Annotated in this window: 18 protein-coding genes; 16 read left to right on the top strand and 2 right to left on the bottom strand. The window is 65.0% G+C overall.

Annotated elements, in window-relative coordinates:
* Positions 1 to 102: 102 nt before the first annotated feature.
* The 7 genes from BM394_RS01215 (at position 103) to BM394_RS22615 (ending at position 6,653) form a co-directional block, all read left to right on the top strand.
* A complete protein-coding gene (locus BM394_RS01215) occupies positions 103 to 1,353 on the top strand; it encodes an ROK family transcriptional regulator (protein WP_092972867.1) in 1,251 nt (416 codons plus the stop codon).
* A gap of 99 nt (positions 1,354 to 1,452) precedes the next feature.
* Positions 1,453 to 2,757, top strand: a complete 1,305-nt coding sequence (locus BM394_RS01210) for a PIG-L family deacetylase (protein WP_092972865.1) — start codon at positions 1,453 to 1,455, stop codon at positions 2,755 to 2,757.
* Entirely contained in the window at positions 2,750 to 3,793 is a 1,044-nt protein-coding gene (locus BM394_RS01205) for an ATP-grasp domain-containing protein (RefSeq protein ID WP_092972863.1), read from the top strand. Before BM394_RS01210 ends, BM394_RS01205 begins: the two co-directional genes overlap by 8 nt.
* Complete coding sequence (locus tag BM394_RS01200) at positions 3,790 to 4,587, top strand: PHP domain-containing protein (RefSeq protein ID WP_092972860.1); 798 nt, start codon at positions 3,790 to 3,792, stop codon at positions 4,585 to 4,587. The genes BM394_RS01205 and BM394_RS01200 overlap by 4 nt, the downstream gene beginning before the upstream one ends.
* Positions 4,584 to 6,092 carry a glycosyltransferase family 2 protein gene (locus BM394_RS01195; RefSeq protein WP_092972859.1) on the top strand — a complete coding sequence of 503 codons (1,509 nt, stop codon included), beginning with the start codon at positions 4,584 to 4,586 and terminating at the stop codon, positions 6,090 to 6,092. Before BM394_RS01200 ends, BM394_RS01195 begins: the two co-directional genes overlap by 4 nt.
* On the top strand, positions 6,089 to 6,352 hold the full coding sequence (locus BM394_RS01190) for a hypothetical protein (protein WP_092972857.1): 264 nt from the start codon (positions 6,089 to 6,091) through the stop codon (positions 6,350 to 6,352). The genes BM394_RS01195 and BM394_RS01190 overlap by 4 nt, the downstream gene beginning before the upstream one ends.
* 151 nt (positions 6,353 to 6,503) lie before the next feature.
* Positions 6,504 to 6,653 carry a hypothetical protein gene (locus BM394_RS22615; protein ID WP_175496992.1) on the top strand — a complete coding sequence of 50 codons (150 nt, stop codon included), beginning with the start codon at positions 6,504 to 6,506 and terminating at the stop codon, positions 6,651 to 6,653.
* Positions 6,654 to 6,734: 81 nt separating this feature from the next.
* On the opposite strand, the gene BM394_RS01180 is transcribed toward BM394_RS22615, so the two are convergent.
* The gene (locus tag BM394_RS01180; RefSeq protein WP_092973614.1) at positions 6,735 to 7,223 is read right to left on the bottom strand and encodes an NUDIX domain-containing protein; all 489 of its coding nucleotides are present in this window, start codon (positions 7,221 to 7,223) and stop codon (positions 6,735 to 6,737) included.
* 405 nt (positions 7,224 to 7,628) lie between these two features.
* On the opposite strand from BM394_RS01180, the gene BM394_RS01175 reads away from it, so the two are divergent.
* The 9 genes from BM394_RS01175 to BM394_RS01135 all read left to right on the top strand — a co-directional run bounded on the left by BM394_RS01175 (position 7,629) and on the right by BM394_RS01135 (position 16,441).
* Positions 7,629 to 10,685, top strand: a complete 3,057-nt coding sequence (locus BM394_RS01175) for a LamG domain-containing protein (protein ID WP_139235106.1) — start codon at positions 7,629 to 7,631, stop codon at positions 10,683 to 10,685.
* A gap of 398 nt (positions 10,686 to 11,083) precedes the next feature.
* Entirely contained in the window at positions 11,084 to 11,632 is a 549-nt protein-coding gene (locus BM394_RS01170) for a hypothetical protein (protein WP_139235105.1), read from the top strand.
* Positions 11,633 to 11,848: 216 nt separating this feature from the next.
* The gene (locus tag BM394_RS01165; protein ID WP_092972849.1) at positions 11,849 to 12,280 is read left to right on the top strand and encodes a hypothetical protein; all 432 of its coding nucleotides are present in this window, start codon (positions 11,849 to 11,851) and stop codon (positions 12,278 to 12,280) included.
* A 65-nt stretch (positions 12,281 to 12,345) separates the two neighbouring features.
* Positions 12,346 to 12,984: a hypothetical protein gene (locus BM394_RS01160; RefSeq protein ID WP_217643272.1), complete on the top strand. Its 639-nt coding sequence runs from the start codon at positions 12,346 to 12,348 to the stop codon at positions 12,982 to 12,984.
* Between the two features lie 185 nt (positions 12,985 to 13,169).
* Positions 13,170 to 13,616 (top strand): CPCC family cysteine-rich protein, encoded by a 447-nt coding sequence (locus BM394_RS23595; protein ID WP_342752612.1) that lies wholly within the window; start codon positions 13,170 to 13,172, stop codon positions 13,614 to 13,616.
* A 104-nt stretch (positions 13,617 to 13,720) separates the two neighbouring features.
* The gene (locus BM394_RS01150; RefSeq protein WP_092972847.1) at positions 13,721 to 14,005 is read left to right on the top strand and encodes a hypothetical protein; all 285 of its coding nucleotides are present in this window, start codon (positions 13,721 to 13,723) and stop codon (positions 14,003 to 14,005) included.
* A 46-nt stretch (positions 14,006 to 14,051) separates the two neighbouring features.
* A complete protein-coding gene (locus BM394_RS01145) occupies positions 14,052 to 14,456 on the top strand; it encodes an Imm8 family immunity protein (RefSeq protein WP_092972845.1) in 405 nt (134 codons plus the stop codon).
* Between the two features lie 12 nt (positions 14,457 to 14,468).
* Positions 14,469 to 14,960: a DUF4265 domain-containing protein gene (locus tag BM394_RS01140; RefSeq protein ID WP_092972843.1), complete on the top strand. Its 492-nt coding sequence runs from the start codon at positions 14,469 to 14,471 to the stop codon at positions 14,958 to 14,960.
* 80 nt (positions 14,961 to 15,040) lie between these two features.
* The gene (locus tag BM394_RS01135) at positions 15,041 to 16,441 is read left to right on the top strand and encodes a hypothetical protein (RefSeq protein ID WP_092972842.1); all 1,401 of its coding nucleotides are present in this window, start codon (positions 15,041 to 15,043) and stop codon (positions 16,439 to 16,441) included.
* A 42-nt stretch (positions 16,442 to 16,483) separates the two neighbouring features.
* Here the strand turns inward: BM394_RS01135 and BM394_RS01130 are convergent, their stop codons facing one another.
* Entirely contained in the window at positions 16,484 to 17,383 is a 900-nt protein-coding gene (locus BM394_RS01130; RefSeq protein ID WP_092972840.1) for a LysR substrate-binding domain-containing protein, read from the bottom strand.
* Between the last annotated feature and the right edge of the window lie 72 nt (positions 17,384 to 17,455).

Raw genomic sequence — 17,455 nt, 5'->3', positions numbered from 1 at the left:
CGGCCGGACGGGGACCGGAGTGACAGGGACCGTACCGAAGCACACTACTAGGCTCGCCTCTCGGGTTGCCGGTCGGCGACCGCCGGTATCGGAAGGAGCGACATGGGGGATCGGTACGGGCGGACGGTACGCGATCTACGGCGTGGCAATCGTGCCGCGGTGCTGCGCCGACTGTACTTCGGCGGACCGCTGAGTCGGCACCAACTGGGGCCCGCCACCGGTCTCAGCCCCGGTTCGGTGAGCAATGTGGTCGGTGAGCTGGTGGCCGACGGCCTGCTGGAGGAAGCGGGCTCGGTCGAGTCCGACGGAGGACGCCCCCGTACGCTGCTGCGCGTCTCCCCCGAGAGCGGGCGCGTGGTGGGCATCGACATCGGCGAGACGCGGGTTCGCGTGGAGTTGTTCGACGTTGCCCTGACCGAGATCGCTCGTGTGGAACGGCCCCTCGACGTCGGCAGACGCGACCCCGAGCACGTGATCGCGCGGCTGGCCGAGGCGTTCGACCGGGTGATGCTCGAAGGGGGTGTCTCCCCCGAGTGGTTGCTCGGCGTCGGTGTCGGCGTTCCCGGCATCGTGACCTCGGACGAGGTTCACGGTGCACTGGTGCACGGGCAGACCATCGGCTGGGTCGGGGTGGCCGTCGAGCGGCTGGTTCGTTCCGCCGCGCACCTGCCCGAACACGTGCCGGTCCTGGTCGACAACGGTGCCGAGACCCTGGGACAGGCCGAGATGTGGTTCGGCCACGGTCGCGGTGAGCGTGACGTGGCGGTGGTGCTGCTCGGCTCGGGTGTCGGCGTCTCGGTGTTCGCGGACGGAAGTTCGGCGGGTATCGGCGAATGGGGTCACAGCACGCTGCGCGTGCGCGGGCGGCGCTGTCGGTGCGGCGGGCACGGCTGCCTGGAGGCATACACCGGTGCGGAGGCGATGGTGCGTCGTTGGCGGCGTACCGGGGGAGAGATCAGCCCCGACGCGGACGGCGAGCACGCGTTCGGCGCCTTGCTGGCCGCGGCCTCCCGCGAGGGGAACACGATCTCGGACGCCGCGGCGTCCACCGTGGTCTCGGAGGCCGTGGAGTATCTCGGAGCCGGTATCGCGACCCTGGTGAACCTCTTCCTGCCCACCCGAGTGCTCATCGGTGGCTGGGCGGGCCTGCTGCTCGGTCGACACCGGCTGGAACTGGTGCAGGACAGCGTAGTCCGGTACGCGCTGCGCTATCCCGCCGACCGGGTCTCGGTGACCGAGGGCAGGCTCGGTCCCGACGCGGTCACCGTCGGTGCCGCCACGTTGCCGGTCGCGCGCTTCCTCGAGGAGGGTGGGCGTCGCACCGAGACCGCTCGCGCGGCGCACGGTCGGTGAGCGGGCTACGGCGCGCGGAGATCACCCCGCGGCCCGCCCGACTCCGTACGCTGCCCTTTCCGGCGTGCGCTCCGTCCGAACCGCTGTGACACTCGGCGGATGGTGGAGCACTCCGGGAACGTCGAGCGACCCACCTCCGGTGGACCGCATCCAGCAGGTAGCGGGTCCGTTCGGCAGCCGGGCTGGAAGTCCGTCCAGGTCGAAGGCCCTCCGACCGAGCACGCTCACGATTTCGTGGCCGCCGACCCCGGAACAGAACGTTCGAACGAGATCACCTTCACCCTGGGGCCGGAGCACGGTTCGCAGTCCCCCGCGACGGCTGCCGCGTCCCGGGACGAGAGCCCGTTGGCCGGGTTGCGTGTCGTGGTCGCCGACCACGACATCGGGCTGCGGCGACGCACGGCCGAACTGCTGCGCGAGTACGGTGCGCTGGAGGTCGTCGAGACCGACGATCGCGAGAGGTTCCGCACCGTGCTGCGAACCCGCCCGCGTGCCGAGAGCGGTTGGCACGTCGCGCTGTGGGACCGGGAGCTGGAATCCGATCCGGGCGGGCTCGCCGAGTTCCTGAACGCCTGCAGGCACGAGTTCCCCGGCACGGCGTTCGTGCTCACCACCGACGAGGTCTCGACCACCGCGGCGGTGGCCGCGCTGCGCGGACGAGCCTCCGAGATCGTCACCCGCCGTGCCTCCGGAGCCGAACTGGCCGAAACGGTGCTGCGTGCCTTCCGGGACCGTCAACAGGATCGCGAGGAGGTACGCGCGGACCGGAAGCCGTTCCGGATGCTGGTGGTCGGAGCCCATCCCGACGATGCCGAGATCGGTGCGGGTGGGACCATCCACCGCCGCGTGCAGGCTGGCTGGGAGGTAACCGTGCTGACCATGTCGCACGGCGCGGTCGGCGGTGATCCGGACGAGCGGGTCGCCGAGGCCCACGAGGCGGTCAACTCGCTGGGCGCGACTCTGGTGTTGGAGGACCTGCCCGACGGCGGCATCCCCGACAATGTCGAGACGGTACGGCGGATCGAACGCGTGGTGCAGCGAGTCCGACCCGATGTCGTGCTGGTTCATTCCGAGAACGACACCCACCAGGACCACCGCGCCGTCTACCGGGCCACTGTCTCCGCGGCGCGTGGCGTGGAACGGTTCGCCTGCTACCAGTCGCCCTCCGCCACGGTGGATTTCGCACCGAACCGGTTCGCCGGGCTGCGCGAGACGGATCTGGAAGCCAAACTCACCTCCATTCACACCCACGGCTCGCAGGCCAAAACGCGGGCCTATCTGCGGGACGACCTGCTGCGGGCCACCGCACGCTACTGGAGCCGTTTTACCAGGGAGTACTACGCCGAACCGCTTGAACTGCTCCGGGTCAGCGGCCTCGTCTGGCAGGAGAACAGCGATGAATGAAGCCGGGACACCCGAAGCCGGTAGCATCCCAGTGCCCGATCTCACCGCGTCGCTCGGCAGACCGCCACGAGTGCTCGTCACCGGGGCAGGCGGCCCCTCCGGGATCTGCTTCCTGCGCTCACTGGCCGAGCACTGCGAGCTGTTCGCGGGCGACGTCGATCCCAACGGTGCGGGGCTGTACCTGGTGGATCGGCAGCACCGCTGGTTACTGCCGCGTGGCGACGCGGGCGGATTCGCCGGGACCCTGCTCGGGTTGTGCGCGCGACTGAAGATCGACGTTCTCGTGCCCACCGTCGACGCCGAGCTGCTGCCGCTTGCCGAGATCCGGGAGGGCTTCGAGTCGGCAGGGGTGCGGCTGCTGCTCTCGCCGGTGGAGGCGCTGCGGTCCTGTCTGGACAAGTGGAACCTCGCCCGAGCCTGTTCCGGGGCGGTACGCGTACCCGACGCCGTTCCGCTGGGACCGGCCGCCGCCGACGATTTCACGGGCGGGTTCCCAGCGATCGCCAAACCGCGCAACGGCAGCGGTTCACGCGGCATCGTCACGGTCATGTCCACCTCGGACCTGGCCACACTGCCCAACGACGCTTCCTACCTGCTGCAGGAGATCCTGCCCGGCGTCGAGTACTCGGTGGACGTGCTCGCCCGCGGCGACGGCGGAGTGGTAGCGGCTGTCCCCCGCTCCAGGGACAAGACCGACTCCGGCATCGTCGTGGCCAGCCGGGTGCTGGATCGGGAGCCGCTGTCGGCCACCGCGGCCGCCGTGGTGGGGGCACTGGGATTGCGCGGTGTGCTCAACGTCCAGCTGCGCGAGGACGGCGCGGGAACGCCCGCGCTGTTGGAGGTCAACCCGCGACCGCCGGGAGGAATGTCGCTGACCATCGCCTCCGGCGTGCACATGCCCGCTTGGGCGGTGGCCGAACTGCTCGGTCAGCGCCCGCCGGACCACCTCCCGCACCAACAGCGGTCGGTGGTGCGCCACTGGCAGGACATCGTGCTTCCCCCGGATGAGCTCGGCAAAGTCGAGGGACACGCATGAGCGGCACCGAAACCGTGCGAGAACCCCGAACGGAGCCCCTGCGGGCGGACCACCACACCCACACCCGGTTCTCCGACGGCCGCGACTCGCTGGAACGAACGGTCGAAGCGGCCTCGGCGGCAGGGCTGCGCGCCCTGTTCGTGACCGACCACGTGCGCGCCGACACCAGCTGGCTGCCCGCCTACACCGCGGCGGTGCGCGCCGTCGACTCGGCGGCGCCGTTGGCGGTGGTCTGCGGGGTCGAAACCAAGATCGTCGACACCTCGGGCGCGCTCGACCTGCCCGCCGACACGCGCGGCGTGGCGCACATCGCCATCGCCGACCATCGGTTCCCGCTCACGAAGGGATCAGCCCACCCGGACACCGTGCGCGAACTGCTGCACCAGCGACGGCTCACCGCCACCGAGGCGGTGGAGTCACTGATCGAGGCCACCGTCCGAGCCGTCACCGCCGTCGCGGAGAGAGCCGACGGGGGCAGGGGAGTAACCGGACACGTGGCGCACCCCTTCAGCGTGCTGCCCAAGGTCGGGCTCACCGAGGAGGAGATCCCGCCCGCCGCGCTGCTGCGCCTGGCCCGTGCCTGCCGCGTGACGAACATCGGCGTCGAGGTCAACGAGAAGTGGCGCTGCCCCTCGTTACCAACAGCACTGGAGCTGCATCGCGCCGGGGTCTCGCTGGTCGCGGGCAGCGACGCGCACGAAGCGGACTCGGTCGGCCGCTGGGAGTACACCGCTTCGGTGTTCGAGGCGTTGTCCGGATGCGGAACCGATTCCACTCCTCCGGAGCGATCATGAACACGTTTCTCAGCGTGCTGCACGCCGTGGCCGTGGGCGTGGTGTTCCTCGGCGCCGTTCCCCTGGTCAGCGCGCTGGCGCAGTTCCTTCTGGTCGGGCTGCACCGCTGGCGGGGGCTGTACCGGGACAGGCGGCTGTACCTGCCCCGCACCACCGTGGTGATTCCGGCCTGGAACGAGAGCAACGTGCTGCGCCCCACCATCGAGGCACTGCTCGGCTCGGACTACCCGGCCTCGCGGCTGCGCGTGCTGGTGGTCGACGACGCCAGCACCGACTCCACCGCGGAGCTGATGGCCGAGCTCACCACCGCCCACCCCGACCGGGTCACCCACCTGCGCCGCGAACACGGGGGACAGGGCAAGGCCCACACGCTCAACCACGGGTTGCGCGAGGTGCTGCGCGGCTCCTGGGCTGAGGCCGTGCTCGTCACCGACGCCGACGTGCGGTTCGACCCGGACGCGCTGTGGCGCATGACCCGGCAGCTGTCCGACCCCGCGGTGGGCGCCGTCTGCGCCTACATCAAGGAGGGCAGCGGGCGGCACGGCAACTACGTCAACCGCTACATCGGGTTCGAGTACGTCACCGCCCAGGCAGCCGCGCGGCGTTCGCAGAACGTCATCGGCGCCGTGGCCTGCCTGGCGGGCGGCGCCCAGCTGCACAGCAGGCACAACCTGGCGGATCTGGGCGGACGGTTCGACACCGAGACACTGGCCGAGGACACCGTGACCACCTTCGAAACCCAACTGGCCGGGAACCGGGTGGTCTTCGACGGCTGTGCCACCGTCCGAGCCGAGGAACCCGGCACCCTGACGAGCCTGTGGAAACAACGACTGCGTTGGTCGCGGGGAAACCTCCAGGTCACCCGCAGGTACGCCCGGTTGTGGTTCCGCGGCCGTGCCACCGGCGACAACCGGCTGGGATCGTGGCTGTTCGGACTGGTGTGGTTCTCGCTGCTGCTCACGCCCGCACTCATGGTCGCCTCGTCCTGCGCCCTGTTGTTCCTGCTGTTCACCGACAGTGGCCGTTCCTGGTTCGCCTTCCATGCGCTGTGGGTGATCAATCTGGCCAGCTACCTGTTCACCACGTTGCTGAGCCTGGTAATCGACCGGTCCACGGCGCGACGCTGCTGGCGCGAGGCGTTGATCTTTCCCGGCGTGATCTCCGTGCTCATCCTGATAGTCACGGCCGCGCCCAACTTCTTCGTCCCGCTGTTCAACGACTGGGGGTTGGGGCTGAATCCGGACTCACCTCATTCGTTGATGGGATTCGTCTACAGCTGGCTGGCACTGGCCATGCCGATCGCCTGGCTGGCCAAACTCGTCGAGAGCACCCGACTGCGCCCGCTCGCCCCGGTACTGATCCAGCTGACCGGTTACGGTTCCCTGCTGGCCGCCTGCACCGTGGCCGCCTTCGTCAGCGAACTGCGCCACTCCGAGCAGCGCTGGGACAAGACGGAGAAGGCCGGACTCGCAGGCAGGGCGAGCCGAGAGCGGGGCGGCGTATGACCGAGCACGGACATCCGGCCGAAGAACCCGGCGATCCCAGCGATGTTCCCAGCGGCGAGCCCGTGGACGGCGGTCGCGTGGACGGCCCCACCTCCGCCCGTGCCGACAGCGACGCGGCGCTGTTCCCGGAGTTGGCAGGCCGGTTCGAAGCGGGCACGGCCGAGGACGCCGACAGCGACCGCAAGCTTTTCTGGTGGGAGCTCGCGGTGATCCTGGTGCTGGCGGCCCTGCTCGCCGCACGGCAGATCTGGTTGACCTGAGCACGCCCTGCTGTGCTGTCGCTTGTCGGAGGTGTACCCTGCGGCGCGGTTCCACCGGGCGGAGTCGCCCCGGAGCGAGCACACTGGACATGTCAGGAGCTCGTCGGGAGATGGGGGAACTCCGCTGAAGGGGCTGCTTTCGCTGCTGGCGGTGGCTTTGCTGGTGTGGTGGGTCAAGGAATCACCCGCCGAAGCCGCCTCGGCGGTGCGACAGGGTCTGGTAATGCTGCGACAGGCGGCCGAGTCGGTGAAGACCTTCCTCGAGGCGCTGCCGTCGCTGTCCTCGTTGACTTCTTCCTAGCCGGACGGTCCGGTGGTCGGTCGATCGCCGCGACGCCGGGAACACGCAGGGCACCGGGAACGATTGGTGGAGGTCGGTTTCTCAGTCCGCGTAGAGCGCCTCGGCTAGCAGGGCGAGGCGGTTGGACAGCACGAACTCGCGCAGCGGTGCGGGACGCAGGTCGAGCGTGGCCAGCGTTTCGGCGCGCATGTCGAACCGCTCCGCGCGGTACTCGCCGCGAGTGGGGTCGTCGAACTCCGGGCCGTGGCGGGTGGATTCGTCCATCGAGGTCAGTCGTGCCACGAAGAAGTGCTGCACGGTGATGCCGCCGGAGCGGGCGGTGCTGCTCAGGAACACGCGTTTCGCGCCGGTGGCGGTGGCGCCCATCTCCTCGGCGATCTCGCGGTGCATGGCCGCCTCCAGCGACTCGTCCCGGTGTTCCAGTCCACCGCCGGGAGTCGTCCAGTAGGGCGTCATGCCCGGTTTCGTGCGGCGCAGCAGTACCAGGTGTTCCTCGTCGTCGATCAGGATGGCCCGGGCGGACCGGCGTTGGATCCGTACCGCCGGCTGGGACGTGCGCTGTTGGGTCATGCCGAACAAGCCTACGTGCGGTGCCGTGCCTCGCAGAGCGCGCCGGTTCGCTCTCCCGGCGCGCTTCACATCGTGATTACGCCTCGTGTTGTTCCATTCGATGCCGGAGTGCGCGAAACCGCGAACTGTCCGTCTCCCGGGGTCGTACTTCGGACCGCCTCGACGCCGCGCTCTCGTTGGTCTCGGTGGTAACGGGATGATGTCCGAGTGATCACGAAGCGGTGGCTTCGTGAGGTGGATCTCCGGTAAAGCGGCCGATCGCTCGCTTTCGCTCTTCCGAACGTCCCAATCCAACGTGCGCAAAGTGAGCATTGTTCGCATTCCTGTTCGCCTCGATGCTTTGTGCTGGTTTGTCCTGATCCGCCCGCCGCCGGCGAGGCGGAGCAGCACGTTGGAGGTAATCGAGTGCGCACGTCCCACAAGGGACGCCTGTTCAGATCACTGGGGGTAACTCTCCTGGTGTTCGCGGTACTGGGGTCTCCGTTGAGCCAATCGGTCGGCGCCACCGCCCGCGCCGCCACGGCCGAGCCGGTCTCCACAGCGAGACCGGCTGCTGTGCACGGCGCGAATCTGTTGGCGGATCAGATCGCCCCCGATAAGGCACCAGTGGTTTCCTCGCCGCTGTATCAGGCGGACAACAGTTGGCACGGTGGTACGGATGTGCCCGGTGAATTCACATTCGGTGCGGCCGGAGTCGCCGATGTCGACCACTATTTCTACGGATTTCAGGATCCACCCTCGACAAGGGTGGACGCCAATACAGCAGGAGGAGAAGCCACGGTCACGCTGACTCCTCCCACCGACGGTGCGGTGACCTTGTACGTGCAAAGCGCCGACGCGGCCGGAAACCGTAGCCCGATGGCTACGCACCACTTCTACGTTCGCTCGGGTGACGGGCCGGCGTCGCACTGGCGACTCGACGGCGACACCACCGACGAAGTCCAGCTCGGTGGCCGGGACGGCACTACGCACGCGGGAGTCTCATGGCAGCCCGGTGCTCTGGGCAAGGCGGTGAGGCTGGACGGTTCGGCGGATCACGTGACCGCGCCCAACGCGCTCCCGACCAACACAAGTTTCGCGGTCTCCGCGTGGTTGAAACCGGCCGCGATAGACGGCACCGTTCATACCGCGGTTTCCCAGGACGGCGAAGTGGTCAGTGGTTTCCGACTGCAGGTCACCGCCGACGGAAACTGGCGCTTCCGGATGGCAGGCTCGGACGTGGCGGGCGGTGGAAGCGAGCAGGCTTCCGCTGTCTCGGACTCGCCCGTTGCCACACGACAGTGGACGCATGTCGTCGGTGTGCACGATGAGACGGCGAACGAAGTCAAGCTCTACGTCAACGGCTCGTTGGTTTCGACCCGTCCCTACAACGGTGATGTCGACACCGACGGTGAACTGGCTATCGGACGTGCCGAGAACGACGGTGCCGACTCGCAGTACTGGGAGGGCGCGATCGATGAGGTGAGGGTCTACGACCGCGTTCTCACCGACGCCGAGATCCGTTCCCGGGTCGAATCGGACGATGTACGCACCGGACACTGGAAGTTCGAGACGGAAAGTAACGCCACGAGCGTTCCGAACACGGTTCCCGGTGGTCAGCCTGCCACTGTCCATGGTGGAGCCGACTACACCGACGGAGCCGTGGGGACCGCCTTGCGGCTGGACGGCACCGACGATCACGCGGTCGCCGCGGAGCAGGTGGCACGCACTGATCTCTCGTACTCCGTGTCCTCCTGGGTGCGGTTGGATGAGAGAACAACCGAGCCCGTGGCGCTGGCCAGTCAGAACGGTTCGGACGAAGCGGTATTCCAACTGGGATATTCGGGCGCGAACCGGGACAGCTGGGACTGGACGCTGCGCGCTTCGGGCGGCGGAGCCGGTGCGACCGTCACGGTCGTCTCCGAGCGGGCACCGAGGCTCGGGGTGTGGACCCACCTGACCGGTGTCTACGACGCGCGTGCCGACGAAGCCCGGCTGTTCGTCAACGGTCGGCGAGTGGGGTCGACCGAGTTCGGAGCGGCATGGCATCCCGAGCAGAGCAGGTTCGAAATCGGCAGGGCCAAGCACGCCGGTACCTGGGGCGCGTATTTCCCGGGAGCTGTGGACGAGATCCGCGGCTACGGCCGAGTGCTGCACGACAACGAGATCCGCGACATCGTGGTGGCGGATGACGTCCCCTCCGGCTTCTGGCCACTCGACGGGGAAGTCACCGATCACTCCGCCCGTGGTCTCGACGGCACGACACACGGTGATCCCGAGTGGGAAAGCGGTCGGAGTGTCGCACCGGAACCGGGTGATCAGGCGATTCGACTCGACGGAGTTGCGGAGTACGTCGGTGTTCCGAACGCGGTGGACACCACACGGAGCTTCTCGGTCTCGGCCTGGGCCAAGCCGGAGCGGATCGGCGAACGTAGGGTGGTGCTCTCGCAGGATGGTAACGGCACCAGCGGTTTCCGCCTGGAACTGACCAGTGACGGCAAGTGGAGTTTCACCATGGCCGAAGCTGGCAGTGGTGAGTCGAAGCGCGTTACGGGTGATGAAACAGCGCCGCGGGGCGTGTGGACTCATCTGATCGGAGTCCACGACGTACACAGCGGCGAGATCAGGCTGTACGTCAACGGCTCCTCGGTTGGTGCCACGTCTTATGCCGCGGCATCGAGCGCGGTGGGCGAAACGGCGATCGGGCGTGGACAGTTCGGGGATCAGCAGGAGGGTTTCTGGCAGGGAGCCATCGACGATGTGACTCTCTACGGTCGGGAGCTTTTCGAAGGGGAGCCGGAGCGTATCGCGGCGCTCGAGCCGGATCTGGCGCACAAGTTGCGGTTGAACGAGTCCGAAGGGGACACCGCGTCCGATTCGACCGGAGGACTCACCGGTACGTTGCACGGTGATGCCGACTTCACCCCTGGGCGTATCGGCAACTCCGTCTCGTTGGACGGCGACGGTGACTATGTCTCGACGTCGGAGGTTGATCTGCGTACCGACGAGAGCTTCACGATTTCTACCTGGGTGTATCTCTCCAGCCAGGAGGAAGGGAGAGCGACCGCGGTGAGCCTGGACGGAGCCAACACCAGCAAGTTTCGGTTGGGCTACTTCCGCGACATCAATAGACCATTCGGCGCTTGGTTCTTCGAGATGCCCGAGTCAGACACGGAATCCGCTCGGGTGACGTCGGCCGCTGAGTCGGTTCGATCACCGGAACTCGACACCTGGACCCACCTGACCGGAGTCTACGACGCCGAAGCGGGGAAGCTGTGGCTCTACGTTGACGGCAACCGGATAAATGACGGAACCGTGAGCAACACCTGGCAGGCCACCGGTGGTCTGCAGCTCGGCCGTGCCAAGAAATCCGGAGTATACGAGCAGTCCTGGTCGGGAAAGGTGGACGACGTCCGGCTCTACTCCGCCAAGTTGTCCGATGATCGTATCGGTTCACTGTACGACTCCTACGGGGCGAACTGAGTACTGAATCCGGGTGTACCGGTACGATCTACACAACATCGACGTCCGGCGGCTCGTCTTCCTGGCCCAGATCCGGTTAGGCGTCCCGTCGGACGTTCTTTTGCTCTCTTGTGGCCGTACTTCGTGTGAGCGGGGTACGTCCTGGTTCCACTGATCTCGTTGAGTTCTGAGATACTTCTCGTGGATTATCTCGGTGAGATCGTCTTGGTGGTGTCCGCGCAGGATGATCCGCTCGCTGGGCGTATCGGACTGGGCATCGTGTTGGAATATGATCTTGTCCGATTTCGCTCTTGAGGGAAGTGATTTTTGCTTATCGGGCGCGTGACTGATGAGTCATTTCGTGGTGTGAGGCACGATGGGATCAGATTCAGCCATCAACGTGACACGCCGGGAGCTCTATGCAGTGGGAGGCGAGTGATGGCATTGGTCTCGCCGCTGTTCGGGAAGCTGTTCGCGGTGGGGTTCTGAAGTCTGTTCGTTACGCGGTGCTGCGCGGGGTGGACTGGCCGGATGGTCATCGGGCTGAGCGCGTGCATGAAGTGGACATGGACGTTGAGCTGGTGCTGGAAAGCGGCAGTGCGGTGATGCTGTCGTGGGCGGTGAATGGCCTCGATGAAAGCTTGGCGATCGAGCTCAGGGAACCCGCAGCGGTCGGCCGGAACTTCTCGGGAGAGCCTGTCGATGTCAGTGACCATCCGGATTGGGCTCCCTTCGTCGGGGCGGTGATCACCGATATCGTTCCCGCCTGGCATGTACCCAACGAGGGGTTCTCGGAGATGCCGTGGTCGTTTCGGTTCGAGTTCGACGTGGGATCGAGTGTGGTCGTAGCGTTGGGCGAGGCAGCTGGAAACGGGTTTAACTACTTACCCGATGAGCTCGTCGTGATCTTCGGCGGTGACCTCGCGGCTTCCTACGTGATCCCGGGAAGTCGCCACTCGCAGGACTGAGGACCACATCTACCGATGGCTGTGCCCGGCGAAGTTGCCGCACGACCCACGGTTGGCTGTTCCTCGAAGCACGGTGGCAGCGTGATTGGGCGGTCGTGCTGTCCGGCAGGGACGGGCAGGGATGGTCACAGTAGAATTCGGTTGCTTCACGGTAGCTTCCGCAGGAGGATCAGGCTGTCGATTGACGTAGTCGAGTCCGGATAATGAACCATTGGGGTGATCGTGATCGAGTGCTACGAGATTCGCCCCCGTACGAAGCCACCGGAGATTGTTGATGTGCTGAATGTGCTGCCGGACAACGACCTGGATTGGAGGCTGCTTGAACTGGAGGGGCCGGGTGGCCCTTTTCAGGGAAAGTATATCGATGAGATCGCTGATTCGGCACTGAATCTTCCTTCCGGTCTCAGACTCTCGTGGCGTGACGTGTGGGAGCTGTCCGCCACTATGGTGCAGGCCGTCGATATGTTGCTGGTAGCTGTCGAACCCCATGATTCTTCGAGACACGATTCGGAAATAGCGTCCGGTCGATACGATGAGTGCCAGTTCATGGCAGAGGTCTTCGACAGCGGTTTCCTGCGGATCGGGGTAAATCAACGTCGTGACGACTACTCGAAGATTGTCGAGAATTTTCTCGATCTTGGTGTTTGACGGAGCGTCAGGTTCATGTATCTTGCGATCGCAATGCATCATTCGAGAAAGTTGACATCGAAGGCATGATAGGGGAGATGGTGGCAGAATCAGATGCGTTTGTGCTCGACAGTGGGGAATATCAGAATCTTTGCTCTCGTGTCGCTGTCACGTTCGATCTGTCCGCCAGGTTACCTGGCCAGGTTTTCAAGAAAGACGGAGGGGACTCGTTGTTCTGCGAGTTCGATTCTGTCCTTGCGCCTGAGCTGTGGCCTGCGTTGTGTGAGCTGGCGCGTTGGCATGGAGACAGTTGTGTAGATCTGCTGGTTCTGGAACCCTCCTGCGAGGCGTTCTACTTCCCGGAGTATCGGATGTATCCAGCTCTGTCGTTGTCGGTCGATGCCGATGAGGACGACTACTGGACCGCGGTCGGTTACGAGCCCAACGGCGAAATCTTGGGATCTATCGCGAAGTCAGCGGAGATCATCGCTGTCAGTGGCCGTTCCGGAAAGTGGGGGTGTTGGGGAGAACGGAGCGACGAGGTAGCGGTGTTCCAGGGGTTCCCGGACAGTAGAGCGAGGAACGAATGGTGGACGCGGTACGGGCCCTTCATGGAGGTCGCTGACGCCTTGCAGACATATGTGTATCCGGCTCCGGCGAGAAGGACTGTTTCGAAGGAATACGCCACAAAACTGACGGCCAACTACTGTCCTTCATGGGTTTGAATAAGCTAGATTCATGAACCCAACGGTCGAGTCCGAACCATCTGAACGATTAGTGACAGGATCAGCGTCCGTGCTCTCGCTCGCCGAAGCTCCGGTCCGCACGGCATGTGGGGCATGTTAATCCAGTAGCTTCTGTTCTTCTTCGGACGTGTACGCAAAACTTTGGGATTGGATTGGTGTGGTAGGTGCTGTCACCTCGGGATAGGGTTCTTGTGTCGTTGTTTCGAGTTTTCGAAACGCTTCTGTCGAATGGAAGGTGCAGGGAGGGGTCCTATCCCTGTCCCTGCTGCGGTTACCTGGTGCACGGTTCGCCTCCAGGATCGTACGACATCTGCCAGGTATGCTTCTGGGAAGACGACCCGGTCCAACTCCGTTGGCCGTGGTACAGCGGTGGCGCGAACAGTGAATCGCTTGTCGAGGCGCAGGGCGAGTACCGCACGGATATTCATGCCGGACGCTCGCGTCTCTCCAAGTGGTTCGCGAAGAAGGTTCCCTCAAAGGAAACAGGGTTTCGTCCTATTGATCCGGAGGTCGACAACTTCGATTCCTTGGATGACATGAATGATGAATGGCCGGAGGATAGTACGCGTCTATACTGGTGGCGCTCCAGCTTCTGGCGGAGAGGTGAGTGACCTTGTTCGTGGTCCGCGGGGTTCGGCTCAAGTCAGTTGTGCACCGCTGCGCATGATGGCTAGTTCCACCTGGACGACACTTTCGAATCACGGAGGAATTCGCGTTGCTCGTATCCAAGCAAGAACTCAAGAAAATCTTCGACGACCTCTTGGAGCACGCCTCGGTAGGTAGGGAAAACTTGGAGATCGAAACCGACTACTACTGGTCCGTTCCTGCTGCTCTCAGGGACAAGGTTTATGATGATTCGCCCGAGCTCACGATCGGACAAGTGTCCGAATCATGGGAGAACCTGCGAGAGATCCTTCGGGGTGAATCTGACCCGATCGGCTACGGGCTCGTTTGGCTGGGGGACGTGCTGCACGTGATCGGGGACGAAAGCATCGGATAGAATGAATATTTCAATCGTATGATATTTACAGCTCATCCGGAGGATCATGAGAGCCGTTATCAAGGATTACCACAGTCCGGATGTCGATCTCTGTGATTTCGGGCCGGACTACCCCGAGGACTTCGGTTTTCTGCTTCAAATGTTCGTTGGGCCTTCGGAGGACTCGGGAGAGGAGGCGTTCGACGTGCTTGTCTGCACGCCGAAGTGGGCGAGCAGGCGAGTGAGGGAGACCGGGCCTTTGGTGGGAAGAGGGGTCCTGCTCGTGGAAAATCATTCCTGGTATGAGATAAGAGGTTTTTTGGAGAAGTACGTTAACGCTCTCGAAGCTCCTACATGGGACCGGCTGGCCGAAAAGATAGGCAGGCTGGGGAACTGGGAGTTCGAGGGAGACCCCGGTCAGCGCTCCGTCGCTTGTAGTGCTGATCTCCAGAACATGAGAAAGTCGACCTGATACGATATCCGAATGAACTCGACTGACAGTGATTATTCCCTGGATAACGAGCTCGAACTGGAGGATTTCGTGAAGATCGTCGTTCCGCTGGAGCAGGATGAGGACGGCTATCCACCCATCGCCGCGGAGTCGCTGTGGGCGGTGCCGGTGCGGGAGGGCGAGGGGTACTCGGTCGAGAACATACCGTTCTTCGCTCCGCGGCTCAGTATCAAGGACATCGTCAAGACCGCTACCGATGACGAGGGAAACCTCGTCTTCGATCGAGTGCTCAGCGGCGGCGGTCATTCCACAGTGCGTGTCATCTTCTTCGACGACAGCGGCATCGAGGACTTCAAGTCGTGCATGAGGAGCTTCGGTTGTGACTACGAGGTGGGCCACAAGGACACCTTCCTGGCTATAGACGTTCCCCAGGAAGTTTCCTATGCCGATGTGATCGATTACACAAGACAAAAGTTTCGCGAGGGCGTTCTCGATTTCGAGGAGTCGAGCATTCAGCACGACTGAGCCAGTGCGGAATCCTTCGTCCGGCGACCTCCTTCAAAATCGGTTGCCGGACGTTCCGGAACTGTGGTCGTGTTCGTGTCATGGTTTATTTTCACGAGAAGGACGTGGTTACACGGCTGCTCTTCGACGTCGACGCCGACTCGCTGGTCGACGCGCTCGACAAGTCGAGCAGGGTGGCCGAAACGGTGGAGTTCCCGGCGCTTCGGGTGGAGCTGAACGATCCGGACGATCCCGAACACGGGCCGAGATACGCCTCCCGCGCGTACTCCGCCGTGGCTCCGGACCCACGACACACGCCACAGGAGACACTGCTCGCTCCCGCCTATCCGGTGCTCGAAACGTACGACTTCGCCGCCGACCGCTACCACATGGACGACGAGGACGGCGTGCGGTCCGCGCGGCTTTTCACCGAGCATCGGTTCCTGCCCAGCTCGGGGGTGACGATCATCTCGATGTCGGGAGGTTTCGGTCCGCGAGCCGTCGAGGAGTTTCTTCCCGTCGACTCCCCGCGCTGCGTTCCCCGGTCGGAGGAAGCAGGACGCGTTCACACAGCCTTCGAACATTCCGGAGACGATCCCGAACAGGCGATGGTCCGCCTGCACCTGTGGCTGCCGGCGGGGGACCTGAGCACCGCCATCGGCCTGGTCCGGGAACCGGTCCGCCGTCACGACGCGGCATTCGTCGAGCTACTGCCCGCGGGCAAGCGACCGGAGGACGGTTATCACGCGGCACTGCTGTACCCCGCGCCGGAAGTCGCGAACGACGATCAGCCGCATACCCTGCGCACCGTCGCTACGGCCGCGGCCCGAACCCTCGGTCTTCATGCGGAAGAAGTGAATGTCGAGCAGTGCGGCGATGAGCCGATCGCTTCCGTCGCACGTCCCTTGGCGGACAGCCATCTCGCGGAACCGCGAGCGGTGGTGGGGGTCCACGTTCGCCTCGGAGGTGATCCGCTCGCGCTCGCGGCAGAGGAAGAGCAGGACGAGGAAGAAGACGAGGAGGACGAGCCGGACGTCGAACCCGACCCGGACTCCTGGGCAGAGGAGGAACGTGCCGAGTTCCACCAAGCACTGCGAGATCTCTTCGAATGGAACCGGGTCTGGCTCGTCGCCGACGCCGAGGTGCGCTGTACTGACGGTGCCACCGCCGAGGACGTGCTCTGGCGATGCGCCGATGAAGACCTCTCACGGGTTTCCGACGAGGATGTTCAGGGCCACCCCGAAGGAGTCCGGGCCCTCGACAACGGGAACCACAGCGCGCGGTTGTCGATACGCACCTTCGAGGACGACCCCGATCGCGTGCTGGAGAACCTGCTCACCGTGCTCCCCACCGGCACGTGGCACAGCGAAACCCGCCCCTGGCGAACGGAACGGAACAAGGAAGTGGTGCTTCGCTGGTCACCACGTCGCGACGAGCACACGGCCGTCATCGCCGAGCTGCGAGTCCGCGTCACTCGCGGAGTGCCGCCCCATCTCCTGTGAGAGCCGGTTTCCCAACGGCTGCGATCGGACGAACCGGCAGCGCTACGGCGTCGTGCCTCCGTCCAGCAACACCTTCCGGAACTCCGCCACCAGCGGTCGCAGGTCGATGTGGTGCCAGGCCGCCCACAGCCGCACCGAGGAATCGCACCAGGGCAGTTCCCGCAGCGCCACGTCAGGGGGAGTGCCGCGCAGCACGCTGCGCTGCAGCAGCGCCATGCCCAGCCCGGATCCCACCAGTCCCAGCGCCGCCAACGGCTCGGGTGCCACCGTTCGGATGTTCGGGGTGAACCCGTCCGTGGCGCACGAGGAGAGGAACTCCCGGAAGTCCTCGTCAACGTCCTTGCGGCCGATGGCGATCCAGGGCTGATTGTCCAGATCGGTTGGTTCGACGATCCCGCGGTTCGCCAGCGGATGATCGGCGGGTATCGCGAGCACCAGCGGATCCGCCAGTACCAGTTCGGATTCCAGCACCGGGTCGTCCTTTTCCGGCGGTGTGTCCACCAGCGCGATGTCCAGGCTCCGCCTGCGCAGCGCCTCCAGCTGTTCGGCCCCGGTCTGGTTGTACAGCGAGACGTGCACGTCCGGCCGGTCCCGGCGCAACGAACGCAGCGCACCGGGCAGCACGTCGGCGTGGATGGCGTGTTCCACGTACCCCAGGCACAACCCGCCGGTCTCACCGCGTCCGAGTCGCTGCCCGAGTGATTCGACGCGCTCGGCGTGCCGCAGCAGCGCCCGCGCCTCGGTCAGGAACACCTCGCCGTCCGGGGTGAGCCGGACGCGTTGTTTGCTGCGCTCGAACAGCACCAGCCCCAGCCGCTTTTCCAGGTCGGCGATCCTACGGCTCAACGGGGACTGCGAGATCCGCAGCCGCTCGGCGGCCCGTCCCACGTGCTCCGTCTCGGCCACGGCCACGAAGTACTCCAGCTGACGTAGCTCCACCATGTCAGACCCTCACCGCATCAACCTTCGCCAATTGAGTCTTGGACAGCTGTAACAGCCGAGCCTAGCGTCGTG

Origin of the sequence: Actinopolyspora lacussalsi subsp. righensis, from assembly GCF_900116555.1 — a bacterium.
GTDB classification, from domain to species: domain Bacteria; phylum Actinomycetota; class Actinomycetes; order Mycobacteriales; family Pseudonocardiaceae; genus Actinopolyspora; species Actinopolyspora lacussalsi.
The sequence above is the reverse complement of the archived record's forward strand: the minus strand, read 5'-3'. Positions and strand labels throughout refer to the sequence as shown.

Coding starts and splice junctions, on each gene's coding strand:
- BM394_RS01215 (WP_092972867.1), top strand. CDS start 103: ATGGGGGATCGGTACGGGCGGACGGTACGCGATCTACGGCGTGGCAAT.
- BM394_RS01210 (WP_092972865.1), top strand. CDS start 1,453: ATGGTGGAGCACTCCGGGAACGTCGAGCGACCCACCTCCGGTGGACCG.
- BM394_RS01205 (WP_092972863.1), top strand. CDS start 2,750: ATGAATGAAGCCGGGACACCCGAAGCCGGTAGCATCCCAGTGCCCGAT.
- BM394_RS01200 (WP_092972860.1), top strand. CDS start 3,790: ATGAGCGGCACCGAAACCGTGCGAGAACCCCGAACGGAGCCCCTGCGG.
- BM394_RS01195 (WP_092972859.1), top strand. CDS start 4,584: ATGAACACGTTTCTCAGCGTGCTGCACGCCGTGGCCGTGGGCGTGGTG.
- BM394_RS01190 (WP_092972857.1), top strand. CDS start 6,089: ATGACCGAGCACGGACATCCGGCCGAAGAACCCGGCGATCCCAGCGAT.
- BM394_RS01180 (WP_092973614.1), bottom strand. CDS start 7,223: ATGACCCAACAGCGCACGTCCCAGCCGGCGGTACGGATCCAACGCCGG.
- BM394_RS01170 (WP_139235105.1), top strand. CDS start 11,084: ATGCAGTGGGAGGCGAGTGATGGCATTGGTCTCGCCGCTGTTCGGGAA.
- BM394_RS01160 (WP_217643272.1), top strand. CDS start 12,346: ATGATAGGGGAGATGGTGGCAGAATCAGATGCGTTTGTGCTCGACAGT.
- BM394_RS01145 (WP_092972845.1), top strand. CDS start 14,052: ATGAGAGCCGTTATCAAGGATTACCACAGTCCGGATGTCGATCTCTGT.
- BM394_RS01140 (WP_092972843.1), top strand. CDS start 14,469: ATGAACTCGACTGACAGTGATTATTCCCTGGATAACGAGCTCGAACTG.
- BM394_RS01135 (WP_092972842.1), top strand. CDS start 15,041: ATGGTTTATTTTCACGAGAAGGACGTGGTTACACGGCTGCTCTTCGAC.
- BM394_RS01130 (WP_092972840.1), bottom strand. CDS start 17,383: ATGGTGGAGCTACGTCAGCTGGAGTACTTCGTGGCCGTGGCCGAGACG.